A 24,536-nucleotide genomic window follows, 5' to 3' on the forward strand; every position below is an offset into this window, starting at 1 on the left:
CCATGAGCGCCCCGTTTAATTTTTCTGCGGGGCCGGCAATGTTGCCGGCAGAAGTAATGCAACAAGCGCGCGATGAGTTTTTAAACTGGAATGATTTAGGCATTTCAGTGATGGAAATAAGTCACCGCGACCCAGCGTTTATCCGCTTGGCGGAACAAGCTGAGCAAGATTTACGCGATTTGATGGCTATTCCAGACCACTATAAAGTGCTGTTTATGCATGGTGGTGGACGCGGTCAATTCAGTGCTGTCCCACAAAATATTGCGGCTGCTGACGCGACCGTGGATTATCTAAACTGCGGGATTTGGTCTGACTTTGCGATTCGTGAAGCGCAAAAGTACGTACGCCATGTCAATGTTGTCGGCGCGGCTGTGCAAACCGATCAAGGTAAAGCAATAAGTCATCCAGACTCATGGCAGTTATCTGAACATGCAGCGTACTTTCATTATTGCCCGAATGAGACAGTGGACGGTATTGCGGTGCATGAGATACCGCAAGTGAATGCTCCCATTGTGGCTGATATGTCGTCGAATATTCTCTCTGAGCCGCTGGACGTGAGTAAGTTTGGCGTTATCTATGCCGGTGCACAAAAGAATATAGGTCCTTCTGGTTTTGCGATTAGTATTGTGCGTGAAGATTTGTTAGGTCACGCGCAAACGAATACCTCCACCATTATGGATTATACCGTGCAGGCCAAAGAAGGCTCGATGTATAACACTCCTAACACCTTTGCATGGTATTTATCAGCCTTGGTGTTTCAATGGTTAAAACGCCAAGGTGGGGTGGCTGCGATAGGTGAACTAAACCGAGCTAAAGCAGCTAAGCTTTACCACTACATTGATCAATCAGACTTTTATTCAAACCCGGTGCATCCAGATTATCGTTCACGCATGAATATTCCGTTTTTACTGGCTGATAGTTCGCTTGATAATGCCTTTTTAGAACAGGCTGCAGCGGCTGGTTTAGTGGGTCTAAAAGGGCATAGGTTTGTGGGTGGTATGCGCGCCAGTATTTATAATGCGATGCCAATGGCCGGCGTGGATGCGCTGGTGGAATTTATGGCTGAGTTTGAACGCAAGGTGTGATGACTTGAAAGCAAGAGCGCTGTTAGCTATTGGATATTAGCTATTGGCGTGGGCACCCTTTACTGACAACGAACAACGAACAACGAACAACCAGGAAACTCATGACAAACTTTGATGCAAAATCTCTCGCTAATGTTGGCGTACGTAACTTAAGCCCATACCAGGCAGGTAAACCCATTGAAGAGCTTGAGCGCGAACTAGGGCTAACAGATATCGTGAAACTTGCTTCGAACGAAAATCCGCTGGGGTTGAGCAAGCAGGTTACCGCAGCTTTGCAAGATACCTTAGCCGGATTAGCTCGCTATCCTGACGCCAACGGTTTTTATCTAAAGAGCAAACTGGCTGAGAAACTGGGTGTAAATATTAATCAAATCACCTTAGGTAACGGCTCCAACGATGTCTTAGAACTGTTGGCGCGTACCTTTGTTAACGAACATCATGAAGTGCTGTTTTCGCAACATGCGTTTGTGGTGTATCCATTGGTAACTCAAGCTATTGGTGCCAAGGGTATTGCAGTACCAGCGAAAAACTATGGTCACGATTTGGATGCTATGGCCGCAGCTATTACCGATAAAACACGAATGATTTTTATCGCTAATCCAAATAATCCAACCGGTACTTTCTTAACCACGGCTGAGCTGGAAAGTTTCTTAGCTAAAGTACCTGCGCAGGTGTTGGTGGTGTTAGACGAAGCTTACTACGAATACGTGCCTGCAGCTGAACGAGCGCCTTCGGTTGAATGGGTTCAGCGCTATCCTAATTTGATTGTAAGCCGTACTTTTTCTAAAGCTTATGGCTTAGCCGGCTTACGAGCCGGTTATGCGGTGACCCATGCGGATATCGCAGATTTAATGAATCGGGTGCGTCAGCCATTTAACATGAACAGCTTGAGCCTAAAGGCTGCTGAAGTTGTTCTAGATGATGCTGAATATTTAGCTCAATCTATTGCTGTCAACCAGGCAGGAATGGCACAACTGATTGAATTTTGTGAACAATTTAACTTAGCTTACATTCCATCCTATGGAAACTTTTTGACCATTGAAGTTGGAGCTAATGCGGCCGATATTTATCAGCAGTTACTGCATAAAGGCGTGATTGTGCGGCCGGTAGCTGGGTACCAATTACCGAACCACTTACGCGTAAGTATTGGCCTTGAACACGAAAACCAAGTGTTTATTGATGCACTAAAAAGCATTCTACTGTAATCAGTTATTGGGGTTATTGATGCTATGAGCGGTAGGATAGCCTTAAGTGGATTAAGCTCTTGTGCGGGCGAGGTTACTTTGCCCGGTTCAAAAAGTATAGCGAATCGTGCCTTACTAATGGCGGCCTTGTGTAGTAACTCAGATTCGAATTCTGGTTCTCATTCTGGGGCTGCCCCGGCAGTTACTCGGGTAACGAATTTACTGCGCAGCGACGACACTGAACGCATGCTCGAAGCTTTGACTGCGTTAGGCGTGCGGATTGAGCTTGATGCCAACGACCCCAGCCAGGTTACCGTGCATGGTTGCGGTGGTGATTGGCCCTATTGGCAAGCTAACCCTGCGGCAACCCTTGAGTTGTTCCTAGGTAATGCAGGCACTGCGGTACGGCCGTTGACCGCAGTCTTGGCTGCCACCGTACCCGCAACCGCAGCTGTAGTGATAGCCGGCGATGCACGCATGCATGAACGTCCGCTCGCGGCGTTGACCGATACCTTGCAAGCCGGCCATGCTTCAATCAAGTTTCTACAACAGCCAGGCTATCCGCCGTTACGACTCGGTGCTGGTTTGTGTGGGGGCTCGCTGCAAGTAGACGGGAGTGCCTCAAGCCAATACATTTCGGCGCTACTGATGGCGCTACCTTTGTTGGCGGATGACACCCTGTTAGAGCTGACCGGCGAGGTGGTATCTTGGCCCTACATTGAATTAACTCTGGCTATGTTACGACGTTTTGGTATCACCATTGCCCAAGTGAGTGCCCATGAGTTTTTCATTGCCGGCGGACAACGCTATCAAAGCCCTCAGCAGTATTGGGTAGAAGGGGATGCCAGTGCGGCCTCGTACTGGTTAGCGGCGGCGGCGATTAGCGGTGGTCCGTTAACGGTTAAAGGGGTGGGTGCAGATAGCATTCAAGGCGATATAGCCTTTGCCGATTACCTTGCGCAAATGGGCGCTGAGGTTGATATCCAGCCGCAACAAATCAGGGTGAGCCGCCAGTTATCCCAGCCGTTACAAGCTTTAGATGCTGATTTAAATGCCATCCCTGATGCCGCCATGACTTTTGCCACTTTGGCGTTGTTTGCCGAGGGCACCACAAACATCCGCAATATCGCCAATTGGCGGATTAAAGAAACCGATCGCCTGCACGCTATGGCGACTGAGCTGCGCAAAGTGGGGGCTCAGGTGGTTGAGCATGCTGATGGCATTGAAATCACTGCGCCGGCCCAATTGCAGCATGCTGAGATTGCCACCTACGATGACCATCGGATGGCGATGTGCTTTTCATTGTTAGGTTTCAGTGCCAGTGGCGTGACTATTCTTGACCCTGATTGCTGTCGCAAAACCTACCCGCGTTATTTCGAAGATTTTTGTGCGGTAACGCAAACGTCGAGTAAGGTTCATCGTAAGTTCACCGAATAAAGGTGCAATTTTCTGCCAATTCCGTATAATTGCGGCGCTTTTATTGGGTAGGGGATAGCATGACCAAACAGATTCCGGTAATCACCATCGATGGACCAAGCGGTGCCGGCAAAGGTACGGTAAGCCGTATTCTCGCTGATAAGTTAGGTTGGCATTTACTTGACAGTGGCGCCATCTATCGCGTTTTAGCTCTCGCTGCGTTACATCATGGGTTCGCCGCCGATGATGAAGCAAGCTTAGTGGCTCTAGCAGGAGCGCTAGACGTTAAGTTTGACGTAGAAGAAGACCCAGACTTAACCCATATTATCTTAGAAGGTGAAGACGTTACCATGACCATTCGTAATGAAGAGGTCGGTAATATGGCTTCCAAAATTGCTGCGTTGCCACGGGTACGTGAAGCTTTATTGCGCCGTCAACGGGCGTTTAAAGAGCTGCCAGGCCTCGTTGCTGATGGTCGAGATATGGGAACTGTGGTGTTTACCGACGCTGCGGCAAAGGTGTTTTTAACAGCCAGCCCCGAAGAACGTGCACAACGGCGTTACCAACAATTGCTAGATAAAGGTTTTACTGCTAAAATCGACCAATTAATCACCGAAATTCGCGAGCGTGATGCACGCGACACCAATCGCTCGGTTGCACCTTTGCGTGCCGCTGAAGGTTCGTTGCAGATAGATTCAACGGATCTGAGCATTGACGAGGTGGTGGACAGTATTCTTGAGTTTGCGTACAGCAAGCTCTCGCATTCTGAGTAGGTCAGCATGTAGCTGGCTAACTTAGCGGTCTGTAGCAAGGATAAGCGAACAGATTATTTTTAATAACCCCGCCGAACAGGATGTCTGGTGGACGTACTTAACTGAAGTAAGCTAACTCATATGTCAGAAAATTTTGCACAGCTGTTTGAAGAAAGCCTCAAAGAGGTCGAAACTCGCCCAGGTTCTATCGTAAAAGGCACCATCGTAGCTATCAACCGTGACGTTGTTTTGGTAGACGCCGGTCTGAAATCTGAAAGTGCTATTCCGGTTGAGCAATTCCGCAACGCAGAAGGCGTTGTAGAAGTTCAAGTTGGCGATCAAATTGACGTAGCACTAGATGCGGTTGAAGATGGTTTCGGTGAAACTATCCTGTCACGCGAAAAAGCAAAACGTTATGAAGCTTGGTTACAGCTGGAAAAAGCTTATGAAGACCAAGAAACTGTTACCGGTTTCATCAGCGGTAAAGTTAAAGGTGGCTTCACTGTAGATTTAGGTGGCGTTCGTGCATTCTTACCAGGTTCATTGGTAGATGTTCGTCCAGTTCGTGAAACGACGCACCTAGAAAACAAAGATTTAGAGTTCAAAGTTATCAAGCTAGACCAGAAGCGCAACAACGTTGTTGTTTCTCGTCGTGCTGTTATTGAAACTGAGAACAGTGCAGAGCGTGATGAGCTGCTAGAGAACTTGCAAGAAGGTCAAGAAGTTAAAGGTATCGTTAAGAACCTGACTGACTACGGCGCGTTCGTTGATCTAGGCGGCGTTGACGGCTTGTTGCACATTACCGATATGGCTTGGAAGCGCGTTAAGCACCCAAGCGAAGTGGTTAACGTAGGCGACGAAATCAATGTGAAAGTATTGAAATTCGATCGTGAGCGTACTCGCGTATCATTAGGTCTGAAGCAATTAGGCGCAGATCCATGGGCGGATATCGCAGCTCGTTACCCAGAAGGTCATCGTTTGACTGGTCGTGTAACCAACTTAACTGATTACGGCTGCTTCGTTGAAATCGAAGAAGGCGTAGAAGGTTTGGTACACGTTTCTGAAATGGATTGGACCAACAAAAACGTTCACCCATCTAAAGTTGTTAACTTGGATGACGTGGTTGAAGTTATGGTTCTTGAAATTGACGAAGAACGTCGTCGTATTTCACTTGGCCTGAAACAGTGTAAAGCTAACCCTTGGGAAGAGTTCGCGAAGAACTTCAACAAAGGTGACAAAGTGTCAGGTAAGATCAAGTCAATCACTGACTTCGGTATCTTCATCGGTTTAGATGGCGGCATCGACGGTTTGGTTCACTTGTCTGACATCAGCTGGAACGCTACTGGCGAAGAAGCTGTACGCGAATTCAAGAAAGGTGAAGAAGTTACCGCTGTGGTGTTACAAGTTGACGCAGAGCGCGAGCGCATCTCTCTTGGTATCAAGCAATTAGAAGAAGATCCGTTCAACAATTATCTGGCAGCTAACAAAAAAGGTGCTATTGTTACTGGTAAGGTCATCGAAGTTGATGCCAAAGGTGCAAAAGTTGAACTGGCTGACAGCGTTGAAGGTTACGTTCGTGCCGCTGATATCTCACGTGATCGCGTTGAAGACGCTACCACTGAGTTGAAAGTTGGTGACGAAATCGAAGCTCGTTTCATGGGCGTTGATCGTAAGAACCGTACTTTGAGCCTGTCTATTCGTGCTAAAGACGAAGTTGAAGAGAAAGAAGCTATTGAGTCAGTGAACAAGCAGCAAGACGAAGCTGACTTCTCTAACGCAATGGCTGAAGCCTTCAAAGCGGCGAAAAACGACTAATAAGTCAGGTTTACTGAAAACCCCAGCGCATTGACGCATACATAGAGGAGCTTAAGATGACAAAATCGGAACTGATTAACCAGTTAACGGCGTTGTACCCAGAGCATTCTTCGCGTCAGATTGAAGATGCGGTGAAAGAAATTATCGAGCAGATGGCGCAACAAATGGCGTCAGGCGGACGGATTGAGATTCGTGGCTTTGGTAGTTTCTCATTGCATTATCGAGCGCCGCGGGTTGGACGTAATCCTAAAACCGGTGAATCGGTTGAACTTGAGGGCAAATATGTCCCTCATTTTAAACCGGGTAAAGAACTGCGTGAGCGGGTCGACAACATCGGTTGATTTTTAACGTCGAGTTAAACAAAACGGCATGCTACTATAAAGCATGCCGTTTTTTTATGAAGACGAGACCTGTAACTATGATCCGATTCTTGTTTGTTAGCTTACCCTTATTGATTCTATTTTTAATTGCCATCGCTTTTGGTGCTATGAACAATACGCCAGTCACCGTTGATTTTCTGGCTGTACAACAACAAGTTTCGTTAGCACTAGTTGCAGCACTATTTTTGGCTCTTGGCTTTATCATTGGTGTGATAGCCATGTTAGCTCGGCAATTTCTGTTAGGCCGAGAAATAAAGAAATTACGTAAACAGCTGGTGAAAACGAGCACCCCTTAATGCTTGAATTGTTATTCTTATTGTTACCTGTTGCTGCTGCCTATGGCTGGTTCATGGGGCGTAACAGTGTGCGTAATGAAGACCGCAAAGAACAAGAACAATTCTCCAAGCAATATGTCACCGGCTTAAATTTATTACTTTCTGATCAACCGGATAAAGCAGTCGACCTGTTTATTGAACTGCTTGATGTAGATTCAGACACCTTAGAAACCCACTGGGCGCTGGGTAAACTATTTCGCCGCCGTGGTGAAATAGATCGCGCGATTAAAATTCATCAGAACCTCACCTCAAGACCCTCAATAACCGAACAGCAACGGCGCATGGCCATGTTTGAGTTAGGTCTAGATTATCTGGCTGCGGGTATTTACGATCGGGCCGAAGACATGTTACTGGCCCTGCAAACCGACAAACAGTTTCATGAAGCCTGCCAACGCCATTTATTAGAACTTTATGAATCTACCCATGAGTGGGATAAAGCGATTCGTGTCGCCTTGAAAATCACTCGCTTTGACAGCTCTGCTGAGGTATTGGTAGGGCAACTTTATTGCGAATTAGCAGAGCAACAAACGCAACCTGAAGCGGGCGAAAAGTATTATTTAAAAGCACGTCAGCACGATTCTGAATGTGTCCGTGCCGCGCTTGCGCTAGGGCGGATGTGGTATGCCCAGGGGCAGCTCGGCAAAGCGCGTAATATATTAGTGGGCATCCTGCATGAAGATAGCGATTTCGTCAGCGAAGCCTTACCACTCATCAAGGCATGTTTTGATGATTTACACGATGAAACAGGCTTGGTGCAGTTTTTACATGAATGCGTGAAGGTGGCACATTCAACTTCAGCGGCCGTGTTATTGTCTGAACTTATCGCTCGTGAAAATAGCATTGAGGCAGCAGAGCAATTTATTCAGTCTACCTTGATTCAAAATCCGACCATGCGCGGGTTTCATAAATTAATGGATTTTCATATTCGTGCGGCTGATGTTGGTAAAGCTCGCGATAGTCTGCGCATGCTGCAGAAGTTGGTGCAACAGCAGATGCAACAGCGGCCGAAGTATCGCTGTCGCCACTGTGGTTTTTCGGGCAGTACCCTTTATTGGCATTGCCCTAGCTGTCGGAGTTGGGGCGAAATAAAACCCATAATTGGTTTAGATGGAGAATAAATGAAACAGTCAGAAATCTTTGTAGCCTTAGATTATGCCACGCCTGCACAAGCTTGGCCGTTGATTAAGTTACTTTCGCCTAGTGCGTGCGGTTTAAAGGTTGGCAAAGAACTCTTTACTGCGGCAGGCCCTGAATTTGTGAAAGAGTTGGTTGCACTGGGCTTTAAAGTATTTCTTGATCTGAAATTTCATGATATTCCAAACACTGTAGGTAAAGCGGTACGTGCGGCTGCCGACCTTGGGGTTTGGATGGTTAACGTGCATGCAAGCGGCGGTAGTCGGATGATGCAAGCGGCGCGGGAGGCTCTGGCAGACTTACCCCAGCCACCTTTCTTAATCGCGGTCACGGTGTTAACCAGTATGACAGCCGAAGATTTAGCCGAGCAAGGCATTAACGTAAGCCCGCAAGAGCAGGTGTTACGGTTAGCCAAATTAACCCAGCAAGCGGGCTTAGATGGGGTGGTTTGTTCGGCCCAAGAAGCCGAGCTGATTGCCGAACACTGTGGCCCGAACTTTATGCGAGTCACGCCAGGTATTCGTCCGGCTGGTAGTGCTGCAGATGATCAACGCCGTACTATGACGCCTGCAGCGGCTAATCAATTAGGAATTGAAGTGTTAGTCATCGGTCGACCTATTACTCAAGCGTCTGACCCCGCCGCAGCCTTAACTGCAATTAAGCAATCGCTCACGGCCTAATACGAGCTATTTAATGGCTTAAACGCCAGCCCCTTCGTACACTCTTCAGGTCTGCATGGTGCAGTCATCAAACTGACTTGGAGAGTGCCTTATGTTACGGAAAACCTTGATTTTCGCCTCGATGTTATCACCGCTGGTGTTGTTACAGCCGGCTGTAGCCCAACCTTTATTATTTGCTCCTGCTGCAGTGGCGATGCAAGAAGCAGCAAGTACCCCTACGGTTAATATCAATACTGCTAGCGCTGAACAATTAGCCATGGCCCTCACCGGCGTTGGCTTAAAGCGTGCTGAAGCTATTATCAAATTACGTGAGCAGTTAGGCACTTTTAGTGATGCTAATCAACTGATGCAGGTGAAGGGAATAGGCCCACGTATGCTCGAACTCAACAAAGATCGGATTGTCCTGTAAGGGACATTAACGCAGCTGTTATAGCGACGGATCTGATTAAGTTATAGGGCCCACGGATTGGGCCCTTTATTTTATTTGTCCTGGTTTGATTCGGTCAGGGTAGCCAAAGCTTTAAGGCTACGGCAGTGCAGATGCCATGCGAGTATACCACCCACTAAACCACAGGCATGAAGTATACCAACCGCTTGCGGATCGCCGATACTCAACAGAATTTTACTTTGCAGCAAACCATAATACTCGAGTAGCACTTTAAGCCCTAATAACCCAAGCGCTAGGGGGTTCAGCCAATCAGACCACTGATAATCTTGTTGCCGCCAGTCTAGTAATACACCAAGTAGCAATAACCCGTGTAATATCGCTGAAAAGCCAACAAAACGGCTCGGGTAGCCAATCAACCAAACCAGAGCGGCAATGACAACAGCAATAATCAGAAGTGCATTGAACCAGCTACGTAGAGTAAAGTTGCCAGCAAAAAATAGGGTGAGCAGAAGCAGTCCAATCGCATTGTAGATGGCGTGCTGAGCATCAAGGTGCAGGATATGAGCGGTAAGCAGGCGCCAAGGCTCTTGCCACACCAAAGGTTGAGTAAAATCAAAGGTCTCAAGCAACGAGCCTTGTTGTTGCTGATAAAAATGCAGCCATACCATAATCACAGCAAGCAACAAGCTACTGATGGTAATTTGTCCTCGTTCAGATAAGACTAAGGCAGATAATGTTGTTTTGGGCGGTGATTTTGACACGTTGTCATCCTTACATGGCGGCCTATGAATGACGAGGATAAGCCGCAATGGCGTTGTTATCAATGGCACAAGATCTTATGATAGCAGCGATAGCATGAAAAGACTGAATGACTAGGTAAATCCGCATCTTGCGAGTAATAGCACGAATAAGGTGATAATTATGCAGAAGTATTGGGCGTTACTAGCGCTTGCATTAGTTGGTTGTGGTAGCCAAACTACCCCTACGGAACGGGTTGCAGCTGATCCTGAAGCAGCTACTGGCTTTATTGCGAAAAGCGGGCAAGCAGCCCAGCAATATATGGTGGCAGCAGCTACACCCGCGGCGGCAGAAGCTGGGCGGAAGGTGTTAGCGGCAGGTGGAAGTGCAATTGATGCCGCAGTGGCGGTACAAGCCATGCTGACTTTAACTGAGCCACAGTCTTCTGGTATTGGTGGCGGTGGTTTTTTACTTTATTGGGATGCCAGCGAACAACAACTTTATACCGTTGATGCGCGTGAAACTGCACCCGCGGCGGCCACGCCTGAGTTATTCCTTGACGCCCAAGGGCAGCCACCGGCTAGCTTTTTAGACGCTGTGGTAGGTGGGCGTTCGGTAGGGACCCCGGGTATTTTGCGTGGTTTAGAGCTAGCTCATCAGCAATGGGGCAAGTTACCATGGCAGCAGCTATTCACTGATACCATTACTACCGCCGAGCAGGGTTTTACTGTCTCGGCGCGGCTTCAAGGCTTACTTGATTTGGAATTTCATCCTGGCTTAAAAACCTTAAGCCCAGCTAAAGACTACTTTTATCCAAACGGTCAAGCCCTCAAGCAAGGGCAAGTATTAAAAAACCCTGAACTAGCTGCTAGCCTACGTATGATTGCTGAGCAGGGCGCAGATGCCTTGTATCGTGGGCCATTAGCCACCCAAATAGCGCAAGCGGTGCAACAAGCAGAACGTAGCCCAGGCACCTTAAGTGTCGAAGATTTAGCTAGCTATCAAGCAGTTATTCGTGAGCCTGTTTGTAGTAACTATCGTGTCTATGAGGTGTGCGGGATGGCACCGCCAAGTTCTGGTGGGATTACCGTGCTGCAAATATTAAGCATGTTAGAGAGTAAAAATTTAGCCGAGTTAGCGCCTAACAGTGAACAGGCTGTCCATTATTTTACCCAAGCATCGAAGTTAGCTTTCGCCGATCGTAACCGTTACATTGCCGATAGTGATTTTGTTGATGTTCCTGTCACCGCCATGCTTGATAAGGGTTATTTATCCGAGCGTGCGCAACTGATTGGCGAGCGCGATTTAGGTAAGGCAACGCCCGGTGAACTAATGACTCTGGTATATGCAGATGATCAATCGCCGGAGTTCCCTAATACCTCCCACATTTCTATTGTTGATGCTGAAGGTAATGCGGTGTCTTTAACCACTAGTATTGAAACAGGATTTGGTTCAGGGGTGATGGTAGGAGGCTTCTTGCTAAATAACCAACTGACGGACTTTTCAATCGTACCTGAAGTGAACGGCAAAGCGGTCGCTAACCGGGTTGAGCCGGGTAAGCGCCCGCGTAGCTCGATGTCACCGATGATGGTGTTTGATGAGCAAGGAGAGTTACTGCATGTGGTGGGTTCACCTGGCGGTGCTCGCATTATTAACTATGTTGCACAAACCTTAGTCGGCTTGCTTGATTGGAATTTGGATATGCAAGCAGCGATGGATTTGCCGCACGTGACTAACTTAAATGGTGAGACTGCACTAGAGCGGGGAACCACGATTGAAGCTCTAGCAGAGGGCCTCAAAGCCCGTGGCCATCAGGTACGGGTGCAAGACCTTAACAGCGGTTTGCATGGTATCAGCCGCTTAGAAGATGGTAGCTTGTACGGTGGTGCAGATCCTCGTCGTGAGGGTATTGCGACCGGTCAGTAGTTGCTCTTAAAAAGGAAGGCCGCTGGTGATTAAATGGTACCAGCGGCTTTTTTTATGCTTCGTCTAAACTTGTTTCGGCCGGTTATTTGCAAATGGCGGCCAGCCCATGGTGATCCCCGCCAACAAGTGTAAGTGAATGTGGTAGACCGATTGACCACCATCTTCATTGCAGTTCATCACGACCCGATAGCCGTCTTTAGCAAAATCATACTGAGCGGCAATTTTTGCTGCCACCCAATACAAATGCCCAACGATCTCACGATTGTCTTCCGTAATATCATTGATGGTGGCTATGTGTTGTTTCGGGATAATCAACAGATGAACGGGCGCTTGCGGATTAATATCTTTGAACGCCAAACTCAGATCATCTTCATAAACTATCTCAGCTGGAATCTCGCGGCTGATAATTTTGTCAAAAATAGTACTCATGCTTACCTCGTCTATGCTGCTGTTGCGCTGCTTATGCTAATAACTCTAGCTAAGTTAACCGCGCAGAACAAATCCTTTTAGATACAACGACTCTGGAAAGTTAGTGCGGACTGGGTGATCTGCGCCCTGAAATAACCGCTCAATGATGTGTAGCGGACGCTTGGCATCCAGGGCTGCATCTGCGACTACTTTTTGGAACAAATCTACAGGCAACAGGCCAGAACATGAAAACGTGATCAGGGTACCACCAGGCTTAAGGATCATGGTTGCGAGACGATTGATATCTTTATAACCACGGCATGCACTATTGAGGTTCGCCTTATTATCGACAAACTTGGGTGGGTCGAGCACGATCACATCAAAACGCTCACCGTTTTGATGAAACTTGCGTAAGGCTTCGAACACATCAAGTTGTAGATTTCGTAGCTGCTCTGGTGGCAATTGGTTGCGCTCATGATTGGCAGCCGCTTGTGCCAAGGCTGGAGCTGACACATCTAAATTAACCACTTCGGTCGCACCAGCTGCTGCTGCATATAAGCCAAAACCACCGGTATAACTAAAAGCGTTCAAGACACGTTTGCCGGGTGCATACTTTTGTATCGCTAACCGACTATCACGCTGATCTAGGTAATAACCGGTTTTGTGTCCAGCTTGAATATCTACGCCCAGTTGCAAGCCGTTCTCTTCAATCCATAAGGTGGTTGGAGGCGCCTCGCCAGTTTGACTGTAGAGTATTTGAGTGACCGTTGGTAAGCCTTCTTTTTGCCGCACATCTACATCGGAGCGCTCATAAATAGAGCACTCAGGAAACAGTTCTCGTAAAGCGTTTACAATAGCATCGCGCCAGAATTCAGCTCCTGCGCTGAGTAACTGGCAGACCAGCCAATTGTCGTATTTATCGATGGTGATGCCGGGCAGTTGGTCAGCCTCTGCGGCAACCAGTCGATAGGCATTACTACGCAGATCAAGCCCATCGCGTAACGCCTTTGCCGCGGCAATGCGTTGCAGAAAAAACTCCGCATCAATGCTGTCACCTTGATTGAAGCTCCATACCCGTGCGCGAATTTGCGATTTTGGTGACCAAGCGGCATAGCCGAGCCAGTCACCATTATGTGCATGGATAGAGACAGTAGCACCGCTTTCAGGTTGGCCTTTAACGCGCGCAATGGCTCCGCTAAACACCCACGGATGTAAGCGCTTTAAGGATTTCTCTTTGCCTTCGTAGAGGTGTACGGTAGCGACCATTATTTAACCCGCATCCCTGGTTTTGCACCAGCGTGTGGATTAAGAATAAACAGTTCTTCGCCACCAGGGCCGGCCGCTAGAACCATGCCTTCTGATAAGCCAAACCGCATTTTGCGTGGCGCCAAGTTAGCGACCATCACGGTGTGTTGGCCAATCAGTTGCTCTGGGGCATAAGCCGATTTGATGCCGGCAAAAACTTGGCGTGTTTCACCACCTAAATCTAGGGTCAACTTAAGTAGCTTATCAGCGCCTTCAACGTGCTCGGCGTTAGCAATCAGTGCAACCCGTAAATCAACTTTAGCAAAGTCGTCATAGTTAATTTCCGCGCTGATAGGGTCACGTTCGAGTTCACCGTTGCTGGTGGCGGCTGCAGCTGGGGTTGCGCTGGCTTTCGAATCTTCAATCATGGCTTCTACTTTTTCCATGTCAATACGTTGTAACAGGGCCTTGAACGGGCTAATGGTGTGATCTGTTAATAGTTGTTGGTGACTATCCCAACTAAATTCATCGTTCAAGAACTCTTGCACGCGGGTTGCCAAGGCTGGCACCACAGGGGTTAAATAAATCATCAGTAAGCGGAACAAGTTAATGCCGATAGAACAAATTTCATGCACTTGAGCCTGTTTGCTTGGGTCTTTGATAAGCTGCCAAGGCTCTTGCTCGGCGATGTAGAAGTTTGCTTTATCAGCCAGTGCCATGATGTCGCGCATCGCTTTTGAGAACTCGCGTTTTTCGTACGCTTGGGCGATGCCAGCGGCCGCCGCTTGGAACTCATCTAATAAGCTGGTATCGCTGATGCTAGCTGCTAACTTACCGTCAAACTTCTTACTAATAAAGCCTGCACAACGACTCGCTATGTTGACCACCTTACCAACTAAATCTGCATTAACGCGCTGAGCGAAATCGGTCAGATTCAAATCTAAATCATCAATACGGTTGGTCAGTTTGGCAGCGAAATAGTAGCGCAAGTAATCCGGATCTAGGTGATCCAGATAGGTACGAGCCATCACAAAAGTGCCTTTGGATTTGGACATCTTGGTGCCGTTCACCGTGATAAAGCCGTGTGCCCACACGTTGGTTGGTTGCCGGAAGCTTGCACCCTTGAGCATGGCTGGCCAAAACAGGCTGTGAAAGTAGATGATGTCTTTGCCAATAAAATGATAAAGCTCGGCGTCACTATCGAGTTGCCAGTAGTCGTCGAAATTAGCTTTGCCGGTGGTTTGGCAATAGTGCTTAAAACTACCCATATAGCCAATTGGAGCATCAAGCCACACGTAGAAATACTTGCCAGGCGCATCTGGGATTTCAAAGCCGAAGTAGGGGGCATCACGGCTGATGTCCCACATTTGTAGGCCTGACTCAAACCATTCGTTTAATTTGTTTGCCATTTCGTCTTGCAACGAACCCGAGCGAGTCCATTCTTTAAGCATCTGCTCAAAGGCTGGTAAATCAAAGAAGTAATGTTCTGATTGACGCAACTCAGGGGTGGCACCAGAAACCGCAGATTTAGGGTTTTTAAGTTCAGTTGGTGCATAGGTAGCGCCGCACACATCGCAGTTATCGCCGTACTGATCTTCTGCACCACATTTAGGGCAGGTGCCTTTGACGAAGCGATCGGGCAAAAACATTTCTTGCTGTGGATCGTACAACTGCTCAATGGTCTTGGTTTTAATATGTCCAGCATCACGTAAGCGGGTGTAGATAAGCTCCGCTAGTTCACGATTCTCGTCACTATGGGTCGAGTGATAATGATCAAAGGCTACATGAAAGTCCGCAAAGTCAGCTTGGTGGGCTTGATTCATATCGGCAATCATTTGCTCTGGCGCAATACCTAATTGCTGTGCTTTAAGCATAATCGGCGTACCGTGCGCATCATCGGCACAGACATAATGGCATTCGTGTCCACGTAACTTCTGAAAACGGACCCAAATGTCGGCTTGAATGTAGCCAAGCATATGCCCAATGTGAATCGGCCCATTAGCGTAAGGAAGGGCATTGGTAACCAGAATTTTGCGAGTTGCTGTCGGCATGGATAGTTCCGTTAATTCCGTGATATTTAAAGGCCTAAAGTGTAACTTAATCATGGCTGGCAATCCAGCCGAACTAGCCGTATCATGACTGCCCACAACCAAGCTGGGAGGGATAGATGTTTAGTCGTTTCAAAAAATCCAAAGCCGCCGCCACAGACCCATCAACCACGTTGGATGCAACCACGCAGTTTAACGCTGCTTTAGCCAAGATGAGGTTGCCAGGTTGGCAAGGCGCTATCCCTGCGGCATGGGTGAGCGTAGCGGGTAATAAAGCCACTTTGACCTTACCCTTTGCCGCTGATGCCAGTGTGTTGGAGTCTTTCCAGCAAGACCCTCAGTTAGGTCAGTATCAATGGCAGTTGCTGTGCAAGGTCGCTAAGCTAAAAAATTCCCAACCTGAATTGCCGCTTGTCTATGGCAACGTGATTGTGGTGTCGTCAGGCAAAGGTGGGGTGGGTAAATCTTCGGTGAGCGTGCAACTGGCGTTGGCCTTGACAAGTTTCGGTGCCAAGGTGGGTATTCTCGATGCCGATGTTTATGGTCCTTCGTTACCTACCATGCTCGGTGGTGCTGATGAGAAGATGACCGTGAATGAGCAGCAAAAAATGATCTCCCATCAACGCCATGGTGTGTATGCTTCATCGTTGGGTTACCTTACCGATACCAAGGATGCTGCTATTTGGCGTGGCCCTATGGCCAGCGCTGCGTTGCAACAGCTCTTTCGGGATACCAAATGGCCAGCTCTCGATTACCTGATTGTTGACCTACCGCCGGGTACCGGCGATATTCAGCTAACCTTTGCGCAAAAGCTGCCCATCACTGGGGCGGTGGTAGTCACCACACCACAGACTGTGGCGCTAGCAGATGCTGAAAAAGGCATTACCATGTTCCAGAAAGTAGGGGTGCCGATTACTGGTTTAATCGAGAACATGAGTTATTTTGAGTGCAGTCAGTGTGGTCATCATGAAGCGATTTTTGGTACTGGCGGCGGGGTTAACGTGGCTGCTGAACATGGCGTGCCCTTGCTAGGCCAGTGGCCTCTAGCAGCGCGCTTACGTGAGAGCTTAGATAACGGCACCCCTTTGGTGGTAAGTGCTCCTGATGACCCTATTAGTGTTATTATCAAACAAAGCGCAACGGCGTTGGCGGCCCAGCTTTATCAACAAGCCCAAGCTAACGCATCATAAGAACAAGCAGGAGAGCTCGCCATGCGTTTAACCGATGGTCAAATAGAAGCCTACTTAGCGGCTGGTAAAATCATCTTAGACCCAGCGCCATTGGCGGAGGATATCAGCGGCGTCACCGTAGATATTCATTTGGGAAATGAATTTAGAGTGTTGCAAGATCACGCTGCTCCTTTTATCGATATCAGCGGCCCACGCGATGAGATTGATAAAGCGATTCAATCGGTGATGAGCGATGCCATTGTACTGAATGAAGACCAAGCCTTTTTTATTCACCCGGGTGAGTTTGCCTTGGCGGTTACCCATGAATCGGTGACCTTACCCGCTGATATGGTGGGATGGTTAGATGGTCGCTCGTCGTTGGCGCGGTTGGGATTAATGGTGCATGTAACTGCTCACCGCATCGACCCCGGTTGGTCGGGGCAGGTGGTGCTTGAATTTTTTAATAGTGGTAAGTTGCCGTTAGCGTTACGGCCGCTGATGAAAATCGGTGCACTCAGCTTTGAACAACTTGATGAGCCATGTGTACGCCCTTATAGTTCGCGCAAAGACGCTAAATACAAGGATCAACGAGGTGCGGTTGCATCGCGTATTGGGGCTGACAAGAGCGCCTAGACGAGGAGGTCTAGGCGCTTATTGCAGTTATAGCTATCGGAGTGGGCTAGCGTGGCTAGCCCCGGCAAAGATGGCATTCATTAACAGAATATTCAGACCATCAAGGTAGGCCCGATAGGTGGGCTCTTGGGTAAAGCTTATCACCATGCCGCGACCCTGCGGCTGCCACATCAGATAAGGTTTATAAGCCAACTGCTGTTGATTCTCAGCCCACAAATAACCGCTCGCTAACACCTCATTAGGGCCGGCATAATTCACAATGTTGCGGCCATGATCAATGGTAAGCGGGCGGAAAATTTGATTACCAACCGTTACCGCAAAAACCTCAGGTTTGACCCCTGCACTTAACCAATGTTCTTGGTCTACCTGCAAGCGGGTGATAACGCCAGCGGTCCAGTATGGGTCGGCATGGTCGGCTTGAATGTAGTGCATAAGTTCTTCACGCTGCTTAAACAGCAAGCCCTCAACACGTTTTTCGTCACCGTGGCTTGGGGCTTTAGTTTGCACAACACTTTCTAATGCACTAGATAAAAACTCGGCATCTACGGCCCACGCAGAACTGCTGCCAAGAGTAATTAAGACACCGCCTTTGGCAACCCAATCCTGAATATTTTGTTGCCCGCGTTCACCTAATGCGGCTTGCAATGCACCGCTACTGGCTGCTGGCATGATCAACACTTGATACTGGCTTAAGTTGGCGCCAGCTAATTGGGCCGCGCGTATGGCGGTAACTGGATAGTTAAACTGCTGCTCAATCACAAACCGCGTATGCCCGGCATTTAGGCTAGATACTGGCTCGTCCCACAACATAGCGATTTGGGGCGCATGCACCCGTTGCACGTTATTAGAACCAAAGTTAGGGCCATCAGTCACCCAACTAGAATTCACGCCATCAACCTGAGCCCCACTGGCAACCGCTAAGTCTTGGATAATTGCAGCCAAATTGGCATTGTCGGCATGGGTTAAAATGAGAGACCCGGCTGGATAGCGCTTGCCGTTACTATGGGTAAAAGGTAAATCCGTTTGTTTTACTGTGAGGCCTTCACGTAGCGCCGCGGTGAGAAAACGTCCCGCATTCATATCACCCCAAGGGACGATAAAGCCCACCTTGGCATCAGCCTGATTAACTTGACCTGGCTTAATCAGATCCGTCCCAGCAGCAACAGTGGCCACCCGCGGTAACTTGGCACAGGTTTGATAGCTAACATTAAACATCTGCGGCAGTGACCAAGCAGTAACGTCATAAATTTCATCGGCTAGGTTATTCTTGCGGCGCCGCTCTTGTTCAGCAATAAAGTCGGCATCCATGGCAATGTCTTTATCGAGCAGCGTGCGCAACATGTAGTAGGCCGGCTGGGCGCTATCGACAATAAAGCTACCGGCAGCATATTGATTGCCACAGGCTTTGAAGTCTTGCTCTGCTTGTTCAACTTTAACGCCATGGCGGGTTAGCAAACCGGCAAGCCGGCGCGCTGCTGCAGCATCATGTTGTGGATTAAATACCCAGTATCGCTGCTTGCTTTGACGCCCCAGTTGCACTGCTTGTTGGCGATAGTCCCAATAACTTTGCAATAATTGCTGACGTTCTTTAGCGACCGTTTCAATGGTAGCGATAGAGGCAATAAAATGGCGTTGTACGCCATCACCGTAGGTTAAGATCTCGCCGTCTTTCGTGCGAAATTTATGGCCGCGTGCCGATGCCATTTCGTAGGTCATGGAAATAGCGCCATGGTACAAAGGCCAACTGGCGCCGTAACCTGGATAAAAGGCATCAAACACTTCACGGGTGTAGTAGTCGTAACCGTGCTGATCAAACCACTTGCCGTTATTTTCACCTATGGTCCACAGCGCTTTGCGTTGTGTCTCCGTGATTAAAGGGTTATAGGGCTCAGCTTCAGGCGTGAAGTAGTAGCTGGTGTCGCCGCCCATCTCATGTAAATCGACATACACTAGCGGCATATTTTTTAACAGGGCATCCACTTGACCGGCAATTTCAGGCTGGGTTAGAGCTAGCCAGTCGCGGTTTAAATCGAACAAATAGTGGTTACTACGACCACTTGGCCAAGGTTCGTTATGTTCTGCTGAAAGTCTATCGCTACTGTGTTCTAACCCTGCAGTCATGTAATAGCGACTGACAAAGCGTGCACGCCCGTCTGGGTTTTGAACAGGGTCAATAAACACATAAGCTTGGTCTAAGTAACCTTGCGTTGTGGCATCAGTTGCTGCCAGCAAATGCCAAGCTGTAAGCATGGCGGCTTCAGGTGATGAGATCTCGTTACCATGCACCCCATACGAGAGCCAGACGCTGGCTGGCATGCTTTGAATTAACTGCTCGGCTTGTTTGCTGGAGGTACTATCGGCTGCGCTTAACGCCGCAATATTTGCTTGATAAGCACCTAACTTAGCCATATTTTCAGCGCTCGAAATCACCACGTAATAAAGATTTCTGCCCTCCCAGCTGCGCCCATAAGAGTGCACTTGTACTTGCTCTGGGTAGGCTTTGGCTAAGGCATTAAAATAAGCTTCGATGGCCTCGGGTGAACTGATACGACTGCCGCCTGGGTACCCTAAAACAGCCTCGATAGTCGGGCTGTTGGCTTGATAATCGATTGCCAAGCCAAGCTGTTGTGCTGGTTCTGCGGCAAGCGCACTCCAACTGGTGCAACTTAACAGTGCCGCCAATTGCACCACAAGTTTGGTTAATTTCATGGGCCATTCCTCGATAAGGTAAGGATCACAGCGCTGCCGGTTAGGCGTTAAAAGCTTTTGTTAGCGCTGCTAATAAGGATTCAGGTTGATGCCGATGAGCTGCTTCTGAGGAGGGGCAGACGTGATCAAAACTAGGCAGGGTGAGGTTCGGGTCCGGTCGATTAGTAATGACCTTATCTACCACTTGCACACCTAATTGCTGCTCCATCCAAGCTAATTTTTCACTCAATGATAATTGCCCCGCAGGACTATTTTCCGGCACTAGATTATCAATAAAAATGACTTGCGCAGCACTGTTTGCGATAGCTTGAGCAAATTCTTCTACCAATAACGGTGGCATCACCGAGGTTAGAAAGCTGCCTGGGCCTAAAATGATCAGCTCGCTGCGTTCCACATGATGCAAGGCTTCAGGAGTTGCCGCCACCGGTTGCGATAAGCGCAGTTGTGCAGGCATCTGTTGTAAGCCATCGACCAAGAGTTCACCGAAACACTCCATTCCATCGTGGGTGGCTGCCACCAAATCAACGGGCGTTTCAGACATCGGCAGCAAACGGGTATTGATATTGAGTAGTCGACTCAGCAGCGCAATCCCATCGAGTGGTCGCGCACTTAGCTGATCTAAGGTGTAGAGCAATAAGTTACCCAAGTTGTGGCCATGTAGGCTGTGTTCGGTGGTAAAGCGATAGTTAAGCACATCCGCCGCTAATGGATGCTTGGCCAGTTGTGATAAACAATTGCGAATATCGCCCCAAGCAATACAGTCATGATTACGTCTAAGCAGGCCACTAGCGCCTCCATCATCGGTGGTGGCCACAATCCCTATTAAGCGTCGATTTAGAAACGCCAAAGTTGAGAGTACCCGTCCTAAACCATGGCCACCGCCAATAGCCGTCACTGAGCGCAACTGTTGCAGTTGTCTAGGTGCTGTTACTAGGGGACTAGGAGATGTCTTTAGTGTCATGTTAACAATATGTGGTTTGTTTATAGCGCTACTTTATGCTGTTCTGCGGTGCTTATCAACGGTTAGATGGCATTCAAGCTATCTTTTGTTGATAACTGTAAAGGCTAAGTAAAAGGGAAGGACAAAGCTTTTTTCTTTGTTCAATTTTGCTATATATATGACATCTTTCATATAACGAAGAGGTTGATATGTTTAGCCGAGCTCCTATTAGTACCATGATTGCTTTAACGTTAGCCAGCAGCATGCTTGTTGCTTGTGGTTCAGATAGTGATTCTGAAGTGGTTGCGCAAACCGGTCAATTTTCCTTTGCTGTCAGTGATGCCCCCGTAGACGCCGCTGATGAGGTATGGGCTTGCTTTCATGCTATCGAATTGCTCGGCAATAGTACTGGCAAGCAAGTTTTCACCATTGGCGAGGACAGTAACACCATTGCTAGTAACGATGTCTGTGTAGATAGCAACGGTGAGGTTATCGCTAATACTCGCGGCATTAACCTTATGAACTTTACTGGTTCAGCAGCAGAAGATTTAATCAGTGGTGTGGAGGTTCCTGCTGGGGATTACAGTCAACTACGATTAGTGATGGCGGATGGTTCTTATGTCCAAGTGGGGGACCAAAAGGTCCCATTAAGCGTGCCATCGAATGAATTGAAGTTTGATGGTATCACCGTTGGTGCTGGCGGTGAAACTGCTTACACTGCGGAGTTTGATTTACGCCAAGCCTTAGTTAATCCGGTCGGACAAGATCAGTATTTCTTGAAACCGCGCGGCGTTCGTTTGGTTAATAACCTAACCGTAGGACACATTGAAGGCAGCATGGCGGAAGCCCTTTTGATTGAAAATAGCTGCACTGTCGCCCCTGCTGATACTGGCACGGCGGTAGCAAGCGTCTACCTGTACCCAGGTGTTGATCATGTTGTTGCGGATCTTGCTGATGTTGGTGGTAGCGAAGCCGTTGAACCTTATGCCGTGAGCGCGGTCTATTTTGATGGTGCGGTAAATTATCAGTTTGAGCTTGGTTATGTGAGCGCTGGGGACTATACCCTAGGCTATACCTGCGATGTCGCAGATGATCCTGAAGTGGATGACGATATTAGCTTGTTAGGCCATCAAACAGTCACAGTTGTCGATAATGGTGAGGTGACGACGGTGGTTATTGAGTAAAGAATACACTCTCCCTTTGAGCCTCCTTACCTGGAGGCTTTTTTTTACCTTTTTTTCTGAGTTAAATAAAGCGATACTAGGTTTTTAGCTAATAACACAGAGGCATAGCTCATGGTTCTTACCAGTCTTATTTCTACCGCGTGGTTAGTGTCCTTGTTGCATTTAGAACCAGCCGGTACTGCGGCGTTGGCGGGGCAGCCGGCATCTTCCTCGTTAGAAACCGAGCAATGGTGCATTGCTGGCCACGAGCATCCATTGCAGTTAGAAATTGCTGACACCTTTGATAGCCGAGCACGTGGCTTGATGTTTCGCGAGACTCTCGCTGAACACGCGGGGATGTTGTTTAAGTACCAACAGGAACGCCCCGGTAATGCAGGTTTCTGGATGTACAATACCTACTTACCGTTAGATATTGCTTATCTCGATAAGGACATGAAAATTGCCACCATTTTATCGATGGACCCATGCCCAAGTATTGATTCACGTCGCTGCCCCGTGTACGAACCTAAAGTACGTTATATGGCGGCATTAGAACTAAACCAAGGCTATTTTGAGCGTTATGGTATTACCGTTGGCGCCCAATTACAGTCATGCAAACAACCAGGAGAATAAACCCATGAACAAGCTCTCAGCGTTGGCTGCGGCTAGTTTACTGATGGTTGCCTGTAGCCCAGCGCAAGCACCTCAAGAACAAACTAGCAAGCCGGCGGTAGACGTTAATCCGTATAGCTTTAATGAAAATTATACGGAATATTTGCAAACCCTTAGCGCCGATGAATTTGAAGGGCGCGCACCAGCGTCAGCAGGTGAAGAAAAAACAGTTGCCTACATCGAGGGTAAATTTAAAGAATGGGGCTTGCAGCCTTATGATGGCGAGAAGGGTAGCTATCAACAGCAAGTTCCGCTGGTACGTATGTTGCCAACGCAAGTATCTAATATGACGTTTAGCAATAACGATATCAGTGCGTTTGAATACCGCAAAGATATGATGGCTTGGTCCCCACGAGTACAAGAACAAGTAGACCTAAGCAATAGCGAGATGGTGTTCGCTGGCTATGGCATTGTTGCCCCTGAATTTGGTTGGAACGATTACGCAGGCTTAGATGTGGCCGGTAAAACCGTGGTGGTGTTAGTGAATGACCCTGGTTACGATAGCCAAGATGCGGAAGTCTTTAACGGTAAGGCGATGACCTATTACGGGCGTTGGACTTATAAGTTTGAAGAAGCAGCTCGACAAGGAGCCGCTGGGGTTATTGTGATTCATGACACTGGGCCTGCAGGTTATGGCTGGGGCGTGATTGCTGGTGGTTCGCCGATGCGATTTGATTTGGCCCGTGACAATAAAAACATGGACCGAACTCAAATTGAAGGTTGGATCACAAAAGACGCCGCCGATGTGTTATTTGCTCGCTTAGGTAGCAGCTATGATGAAATGCGTAAAGCGGCACAACAACCAGACTTTAAAGCAGTTGCGCTGAATACAGCTATGAGCATTAGCGTATCAACCAAATTTGACTACCTCAACTCACCTAACTTGATTGGTTACATTGAAGGTAAATCAAAACCTGAAGAACACGTCATTTATATGGCTCATTGGGACCATATGGGGTTAGATCCGATCAATCCTGACGACGGTATCTTTAATGGAGCGCAAGATAATGCCAGTGGTACAGCTGGGGTGATGGCACTAGCAGAGTTCTATAGCAGCCAACCGCAACCAGAGCGTTCGGTGGTGTTTGTGTTGGTAACAGCAGAAGAGCGAGGGCTGTTAGGGTCTGATTGGTATGCGGATAACCCGATGTTACCTCTTAGTAAAGCTGTAGGTGGTATCAACATGGACGTTTTGAATGTCTATGGTCCGATGCGCGATATGGTTGTGGTTGGCTACGGTAATTCCGAGCTTGAGGGGTATTTAGCTAAGTATGTGGAACAACAAGGGCGTTACGTTGCGCCTGAGCCAAGCCCTGAAGCGGGATCCTTCTATCGCTCAGATCATTTTAACTTAGCTAAGCGTGGTGTACCTATGTTGTACGCTAAAGGTGGCAATGATCACATTGAATTTGGCAAGGAATATGGTCAGCAAAAACGTGCAGAATATGTCCAAGTAGCTTATCATAAGCCAGCTGATGAGTTTGACCCGAATTGGGATTTACGCGGTGTACAACAAGATCTTTGGTTGTATTACTGGGTAGGTGAAGAACTTGCCAATAGTGCGCTATGGCCGAACTGGAATGCTGGCAACGAATTTAAAGCGATTCGTGACGCAAGTGCAGGCGAGCGCCAATAATTAAGTGACGTAAATGACATTAAAAAGCGGTGGTGGTGGCGCAGCTACCATGACCGCTTTTTTATTGCTTTGATCTGGAA

Annotated in this window: 22 protein-coding genes; 16 read left to right on the forward strand and 6 right to left on the reverse strand. The window is 48.1% G+C overall.

What is annotated here, in order from left to right:
- Window positions 1-2 precede the first annotated feature (2 nt).
- From serC to AB8S08_RS06015, 10 genes are all read left to right on the forward strand, one after another.
- Window positions 3-1,085: a 3-phosphoserine/phosphohydroxythreonine transaminase gene (gene serC, locus AB8S08_RS05970; protein ID WP_369744110.1), complete on the forward strand. Its 1,083-nt coding sequence runs from the start codon at window positions 3-5 to the stop codon at window positions 1,083-1,085.
- Between the two features lie 101 nt (window positions 1,086-1,186).
- Window positions 1,187-2,290, forward strand: coding sequence for a histidinol-phosphate transaminase (gene hisC / locus AB8S08_RS05975; protein ID WP_369744111.1), 1,104 nt, complete (start codon window positions 1,187-1,189; stop codon window positions 2,288-2,290).
- A gap of 24 nt (window positions 2,291-2,314) precedes the next feature.
- A complete protein-coding gene (gene aroA, locus AB8S08_RS05980; RefSeq protein WP_369744112.1) occupies window positions 2,315-3,706 on the forward strand; it encodes a 3-phosphoshikimate 1-carboxyvinyltransferase in 1,392 nt (463 codons plus the stop codon).
- A 59-nt stretch (window positions 3,707-3,765) separates the two neighbouring features.
- Window positions 3,766-4,458 carry a (d)CMP kinase gene (gene cmk / locus AB8S08_RS05985; RefSeq protein ID WP_369744113.1) on the forward strand — a complete coding sequence of 231 codons (693 nt, stop codon included), beginning with the start codon at window positions 3,766-3,768 and terminating at the stop codon, window positions 4,456-4,458.
- Between the two features lie 120 nt (window positions 4,459-4,578).
- Window positions 4,579-6,252 carry a 30S ribosomal protein S1 gene (gene rpsA, locus AB8S08_RS05990; protein ID WP_110074999.1) on the forward strand — a complete coding sequence of 558 codons (1,674 nt, stop codon included), beginning with the start codon at window positions 4,579-4,581 and terminating at the stop codon, window positions 6,250-6,252.
- A 56-nt stretch (window positions 6,253-6,308) separates the two neighbouring features.
- On the forward strand, window positions 6,309-6,593 hold the full coding sequence (ihfB, locus tag AB8S08_RS05995) for an integration host factor subunit beta (protein ID WP_110075000.1): 285 nt from the start codon (window positions 6,309-6,311) through the stop codon (window positions 6,591-6,593).
- Window positions 6,594-6,649: 56 nt separating this feature from the next.
- A complete protein-coding gene (locus AB8S08_RS06000) occupies window positions 6,650-6,928 on the forward strand; it encodes a lipopolysaccharide assembly protein LapA domain-containing protein (RefSeq protein WP_110075001.1) in 279 nt (92 codons plus the stop codon).
- Complete coding sequence (lapB, locus tag AB8S08_RS06005) at window positions 6,928-8,085, forward strand: lipopolysaccharide assembly protein LapB (protein ID WP_369744114.1); 1,158 nt, start codon at window positions 6,928-6,930, stop codon at window positions 8,083-8,085. Before AB8S08_RS06000 ends, lapB begins: the two co-directional genes overlap by 1 nt.
- Entirely contained in the window at window positions 8,086-8,781 is a 696-nt protein-coding gene (gene pyrF / locus AB8S08_RS06010; protein ID WP_153825533.1) for an orotidine-5'-phosphate decarboxylase, read from the forward strand. It abuts the gene before it with no gap.
- A gap of 91 nt (window positions 8,782-8,872) precedes the next feature.
- Window positions 8,873-9,190, forward strand: a complete 318-nt coding sequence (locus tag AB8S08_RS06015; RefSeq protein WP_110075004.1) for a helix-hairpin-helix domain-containing protein — start codon at window positions 8,873-8,875, stop codon at window positions 9,188-9,190.
- 71 nt (window positions 9,191-9,261) lie between these two features.
- Here the strand turns inward: AB8S08_RS06015 and AB8S08_RS06020 are convergent, their stop codons facing one another.
- Window positions 9,262-9,930 (reverse strand): rhomboid family intramembrane serine protease, encoded by a 669-nt coding sequence (locus tag AB8S08_RS06020; RefSeq protein ID WP_369744115.1) that lies wholly within the window; start codon window positions 9,928-9,930, stop codon window positions 9,262-9,264.
- Between the two features lie 160 nt (window positions 9,931-10,090).
- Here AB8S08_RS06020 and ggt point away from each other — a divergent pair, with 160 nt between their 5' ends.
- Window positions 10,091-11,833, forward strand: a complete 1,743-nt coding sequence (gene ggt, locus AB8S08_RS06025; protein ID WP_369744116.1) for a gamma-glutamyltransferase — start codon at window positions 10,091-10,093, stop codon at window positions 11,831-11,833.
- Window positions 11,834-11,896: 63 nt separating this feature from the next.
- Here the strand turns inward: ggt and AB8S08_RS06030 are convergent, their stop codons facing one another.
- From AB8S08_RS06030 to metG, 3 genes are read right to left on the reverse strand one after another with little or no spacing between them, the layout of a single operon-like run.
- Window positions 11,897-12,262, reverse strand: a complete 366-nt coding sequence (locus AB8S08_RS06030) for a histidine triad nucleotide-binding protein (RefSeq protein ID WP_110075007.1) — start codon at window positions 12,260-12,262, stop codon at window positions 11,897-11,899.
- Between the two features lie 54 nt (window positions 12,263-12,316).
- Window positions 12,317-13,507, reverse strand: coding sequence for a class I SAM-dependent rRNA methyltransferase (locus tag AB8S08_RS06035; protein ID WP_110075008.1), 1,191 nt, complete (start codon window positions 13,505-13,507; stop codon window positions 12,317-12,319).
- A complete protein-coding gene (gene metG / locus AB8S08_RS06040; RefSeq protein ID WP_369744117.1) occupies window positions 13,507-15,537 on the reverse strand; it encodes a methionine--tRNA ligase in 2,031 nt (676 codons plus the stop codon). The genes AB8S08_RS06035 and metG overlap by 1 nt, the downstream gene beginning before the upstream one ends.
- Window positions 15,538-15,653: 116 nt before the next feature.
- Between metG and apbC the strand changes: the two genes are divergently transcribed.
- The gene (gene apbC, locus AB8S08_RS06045; protein WP_369744118.1) at window positions 15,654-16,724 is read left to right on the forward strand and encodes an iron-sulfur cluster carrier protein ApbC; all 1,071 of its coding nucleotides are present in this window, start codon (window positions 15,654-15,656) and stop codon (window positions 16,722-16,724) included.
- A 21-nt stretch (window positions 16,725-16,745) separates the two neighbouring features.
- On the forward strand, window positions 16,746-17,336 hold the full coding sequence (dcd, locus tag AB8S08_RS06050; protein WP_369744119.1) for a dCTP deaminase: 591 nt from the start codon (window positions 16,746-16,748) through the stop codon (window positions 17,334-17,336).
- A 33-nt stretch (window positions 17,337-17,369) separates the two neighbouring features.
- Here the strand turns inward: dcd and AB8S08_RS06055 are convergent, their stop codons facing one another.
- Window positions 17,370-20,045: a M14 family zinc carboxypeptidase gene (locus tag AB8S08_RS06055; protein WP_369744120.1), complete on the reverse strand. Its 2,676-nt coding sequence runs from the start codon at window positions 20,043-20,045 to the stop codon at window positions 17,370-17,372.
- Window positions 20,046-20,085: 40 nt separating this feature from the next.
- The gene (gene yvcK / locus AB8S08_RS06060; protein ID WP_369744121.1) at window positions 20,086-21,006 is read right to left on the reverse strand and encodes a uridine diphosphate-N-acetylglucosamine-binding protein YvcK; all 921 of its coding nucleotides are present in this window, start codon (window positions 21,004-21,006) and stop codon (window positions 20,086-20,088) included.
- A gap of 188 nt (window positions 21,007-21,194) precedes the next feature.
- Between yvcK and AB8S08_RS06065 the strand changes: the two genes are divergently transcribed.
- The 3 genes from AB8S08_RS06065 to AB8S08_RS06075 all read left to right on the forward strand — a co-directional run bounded on the left by AB8S08_RS06065 (window position 21,195) and on the right by AB8S08_RS06075 (window position 24,456).
- Window positions 21,195-22,169, forward strand: coding sequence for a DUF4382 domain-containing protein (locus AB8S08_RS06065; RefSeq protein ID WP_369744122.1), 975 nt, complete (start codon window positions 21,195-21,197; stop codon window positions 22,167-22,169).
- Between the two features lie 111 nt (window positions 22,170-22,280).
- The gene (locus tag AB8S08_RS06070; RefSeq protein ID WP_369744123.1) at window positions 22,281-22,781 is read left to right on the forward strand and encodes a DUF192 domain-containing protein; all 501 of its coding nucleotides are present in this window, start codon (window positions 22,281-22,283) and stop codon (window positions 22,779-22,781) included.
- Between the two features lie 4 nt (window positions 22,782-22,785).
- Window positions 22,786-24,456: a M28 family metallopeptidase gene (locus AB8S08_RS06075; protein ID WP_369744124.1), complete on the forward strand. Its 1,671-nt coding sequence runs from the start codon at window positions 22,786-22,788 to the stop codon at window positions 24,454-24,456.
- The last annotated feature ends 80 nt before the right edge of the window (window positions 24,457-24,536 follow it).

This window comes from Pseudidiomarina sp. PP-1MA, from assembly GCF_041200125.1.
Lineage (GTDB): Bacteria > Pseudomonadota > Gammaproteobacteria > Enterobacterales > Alteromonadaceae > Pseudidiomarina > Pseudidiomarina fusca.